Annotated in this window: 5 protein-coding genes and 1 pseudogene; 5 read left to right on the top strand and 1 reads right to left on the bottom strand. The window is 61.7% G+C overall.

Annotated elements, in window-relative coordinates; all coding sequences use genetic code 11:
* The coding region (locus B3605_RS02310) for a BRCT domain-containing protein (RefSeq protein WP_349677246.1) at positions 1 to 346 on the top strand (346 nt) is incomplete at its 5' end.
* Between the two features lie 53 nt (positions 347 to 399).
* On the opposite strand, the gene B3605_RS02305 is transcribed toward B3605_RS02310, so the two are convergent.
* Positions 400 to 933: a GNAT family N-acetyltransferase gene (locus B3605_RS02305; RefSeq protein ID WP_112944294.1), complete on the bottom strand. Its 534-nt coding sequence runs from the start codon at positions 931 to 933 to the stop codon at positions 400 to 402.
* A gap of 303 nt (positions 934 to 1,236) precedes the next feature.
* On the opposite strand from B3605_RS02305, the gene B3605_RS02300 reads away from it, so the two are divergent.
* The 4 genes and pseudogenes from B3605_RS02300 to B3605_RS02285 form a co-directional block, all read left to right on the top strand.
* The gene (locus B3605_RS02300) at positions 1,237 to 1,617 is read left to right on the top strand and encodes a helix-turn-helix domain-containing protein (RefSeq protein ID WP_112944293.1); all 381 of its coding nucleotides are present in this window, start codon (positions 1,237 to 1,239) and stop codon (positions 1,615 to 1,617) included.
* Between the two features lie 90 nt (positions 1,618 to 1,707).
* Positions 1,708 to 2,298, top strand: coding sequence for a 3'-5' exonuclease (locus tag B3605_RS02295; protein WP_112944292.1), 591 nt, complete (start codon positions 1,708 to 1,710; stop codon positions 2,296 to 2,298).
* Between the two features lie 145 nt (positions 2,299 to 2,443).
* A complete protein-coding gene (locus tag B3605_RS02290; RefSeq protein ID WP_112944291.1) occupies positions 2,444 to 2,938 on the top strand; it encodes a CreA family protein in 495 nt (164 codons plus the stop codon).
* A 120-nt stretch (positions 2,939 to 3,058) separates the two neighbouring features.
* Positions 3,059 to 3,443: pseudogene (locus tag B3605_RS02285) on the top strand (aldose 1-epimerase family protein); the annotation flags it as partial.

Genomic DNA, 3,443 nt, shown 5'->3' with positions numbered 1-3,443 from the left:
GATCGTCGCCCGCGCCATCGTCGAGTTCTACAAGGAGCCGCGCAATCTCGACGTCGTCGGCCGCCTGCTGGACGAGGTGACGCCCGAAGCCGCCGAGCAGATCGCCGCTTCCGACAGCCCCGTCGCCGGCAAGACCGTCGTCTTCACCGGCAGCCTGGAGAAATTCACCCGCGACGAGGCCAAGGCGCGCGCCGAAAGCCTCGGCGCCAAGGTCGCCGGCTCGGTTTCGAAGAAGACCGACATCCTGGTGGCTGGCCCCGGCGCCGGATCGAAGCTCGACAAGGCAAGGGAACTCGGCGTCCAGACGATGGACGAGGATGAGTGGCTGGCTTTGATTGGTGGGTGAGGTATCAGGCGTTTGGTAGACGGTGATCGGTCGACAGCCCGACCACCGCGCACTCATCGCAAGCGCCCCATGGCATAAGCGTCGACATACTCGCCGGCGCGGTATCCGAAGGATTTCAGCAGTCCTTCCTGCTCGAAGCCGAATTTTCGGTAGAGCGCGATGGCGGGCTCGTTGTCGGTATAGACGGTGAGCTCAAGGCGCTTGATGTCGAGCCAGTCATCCGCCGCCTCGACCATTGCAGTCAGAAGCCTTCTGCCAAAACCGCGGCCGACGAAATCATCATGCACGCCCATGCCGATGCTGGCGACGTGCTGCCGGCGTCCGGAAAAGCGGTTGAGACCTCCGCTGGCGACGATCTTGTCATCGAGCGTCACGACGAGATTGAGTGCGCCGGGCGACGGGTTTTCCGCGTACTTGCGGACCTCGGTCACCGATGGATAGGGCAGACGCAGCGTGCCGGCGCGAAAACCGGGCAGGTTCGTCAACTCGGCGATTGCTTCGGCGTCCGATGAAAGCAGGGCGCGCACGCGGATGTCTCCGGCCGGTGCGGCTTTATTGGGCTGCGGATTTTCAGGATCTCTGGGCATTCTGGCTCTCCTTTGTCGATACGAGGAGAGCCGGTTCCCAAAACCCTGCTCGCCTCGGCAGGGTTCTCGGGATGATCGCTATGCGTTCAACACAGCACAGCACCCGCGCACCCTTGGTGGGGCGTGGTGATATGAAGGGTCATCATGGTTGCGTTGGCGATCATGGCGCGAGGTTGCGATATGTCGCCATCTTTGTCAACTCATCCGGGTATTTGCTTCGCCGGCTGACATTGATCGGCTGGTAGGTGTGGCTTATTGGTTTTCCGTGTTGCCTATAGCCGCACGCGATCAGGAGACGATACGATGAGCGCTATCAGACCCATCAGAAACGACGCGGACCTTGCCTGGGCGACGGCGGAGATCGAACCTTATTTCGACAATCCGCCCGCCGCTGGAACACCGGAAGCGGATCGTTTCGACATTCTGGCCGACCTCATCGAAGCCTATGAAAACCGGAATTTTCCCGTGCTGGATCTTCCGCCGATCGACTTTCTCCAGGCGTTCATGGAGATGACGGGGCGGGATCAGGCGGATCTCGCGGATGTTCTCGGCTCTCGCTCCCGGGCGTCGGAGATCCTCAATCGCAAGCGTGCGCTGACCGTCGAGATGATCTTCAAGCTCAACCAAGCTTGGGGCGTGCCGTCGGAGAACTTGGCTCGGCCGTATGCTCTTGCGGTCGCCTGACCGGGGCGCTGTGGGCGATAGCTGTCGTCATTTGCCTCGCCGGCCGGCTGCCGGTATGTCTGGGAGAGACCAGAGAATCGGACCCACCCCTTGAAAACCATCGCCATCGATTTCGAAACCGCCAACGAGCAGCGCGGCAGTGCCTGTTCGGTCGGGCTTGCCTGGATCGAGGATGGCGTGGTGACCAGGGTGGAGGAGCGGTTGATCCGGCCGCGGGAGATGCGGTTTTCCGGCATGAACATCGCCATCCATGGTATCCGGCCTGAACATGTCGAGGATGCGCCGGAGTTCCCTGAAGTGATGGACGAGTTCGTCGATGACTTCAGGGGGGCGACGATGGTCGCGCATAACGCTTCCTTCGATTTCAGCGTCTGGCGCGCTTGCCTCGATGGCTACCGGCAGGCCTATCCCGAGCTCACCTATCTCTGCAGCCTGAAGATGTCGCAGCGGATCTGGCCGCATTTTCTGTCGCATCGGCTGAATATTCTTGCCGAGCATCTCGGCCTTCGTTTCGTGCACCACAATGCCGCCGAGGATGCCGCCGTCTGCGCGCAGGCGGCGATTGCCATGGCACGGCATGTGGGGGCTGCGGCGGTGCATGCGATCCCCGAATTCATCGGCATGAAGCCGGGGCGGCTGACGTCGCGCGGTTATGAGCCCTGTACCTGTCGGAAGGGCTAGCGGCGTAGGCTTGCTGCTGGCGGTGAAGCCGGCGCGGTGCCTCGCTTCCTGGGCTCAATTCATGAGCGCGGGGTTTCTTGCCATGCGGCGGGGCCCGCCTATCTTAGCTTGCGCAACATTGAAGCGCCGCTGAGGGAATATCGCCATGTCCAGACTTCGCAATCTCGTCCTTTCCGCAGCCATTCTGGCTGGTGTGTCCGCAGGTGCCGCGTCCGCGGATGTCGTCGGCAAGGTGGGGGTCGACTGGATCGGCAATGATATCCTCGTCGATGCTGTGGCCGATCCTGAGGTGAAGGGCGTCACGTGTCATGTCAGCTATTTCGACCGCAGCGTGATCGATCGCGTCAAGAACGGCAACTGGTTCGAGGACCCGTCGAACAGCGCCATTTCCTGCCATCAGACCGGGCCGATCGAGATCGGCGATATCGACCTGTCGAAGGGCGGGGACGAGGTTTTCAAGTCGGGCATTTCGCTGGTCTGGAAGAAGCTCGTCGTCACCCGCATCTATGACAAGCAGAACGATACGCTGATCTATCTGGCGCATTCGCGCGAGCTCACCAACGGATCGGCGAAGATGGCGATCTCCACCGTGTCGCTCTACGGGCAGACGGTGACTTGGAAGAACGGCAAGCCGCAATAGGGGGCGACTTCTCTCGCGCAACTTTCGGTGAAGCCTGCCCTTGTCGTCTCGTGTGATATGGCAATCGTCATGCGGCGCGGATAAGGTCCGCGCCGGAGATTTAATGCGAGAGGACTGACGATGGCTGGCAACTACAGGATAGCAAACGAGTTTCTGAGCGTCGACGTATCGTCGCTGGGTGCCGAGATGCAGGCGCTCGATACCAGCGACGGGCGTTCGCTGCTTTGGAACGGCGATGCGGCCTTCTGGAGCGGGCGGTCGCCGATCCTGTTTCCGATCGTCGGCAAGGCGCCCGACGATATGGTCGAGATCGAAGGCAAGAGCTATCCGATGAACCAGCACGGCTTTGCCCGCCGCGCCGAGTTCGCGCTTGCCGCGTCCAGCGATACGATGTGCCGCTACGAACTTGCGGCGTCGGAGGCGACGAAGGCGGTCTATTCGTTCGATTTCGTGCTTGCGGTGGAGCACAGCCTTGAGGGCCGCACGCTGACGGTCGCCGCAGAGG

The organism is Rhizobium sp. UBA1881, assembly GCF_002338015.1.
In the GTDB taxonomy this organism is placed as follows: Bacteria; Pseudomonadota; Alphaproteobacteria; order Rhizobiales; family Rhizobiaceae; genus Rhizobium.
Note: the sequence above shows the minus strand (reverse complement) of the source record. Positions and strands in the feature narration are given on the sequence as shown.

Excerpts from the sequence above, each read along its gene's own strand:
- B3605_RS02290 (WP_112944291.1), top strand. The coding sequence starts at position 2,444 with ATGTCCAGACTTCGCAATCTCGTCCTTTCCGCAGCCATTCTGGCTGGT.
- B3605_RS02300 (WP_112944293.1), top strand. The coding sequence starts at position 1,237 with ATGAGCGCTATCAGACCCATCAGAAACGACGCGGACCTTGCCTGGGCG.
- B3605_RS02305 (WP_112944294.1), bottom strand. The coding sequence starts at position 933 with ATGCCCAGAGATCCTGAAAATCCGCAGCCCAATAAAGCCGCACCGGCC.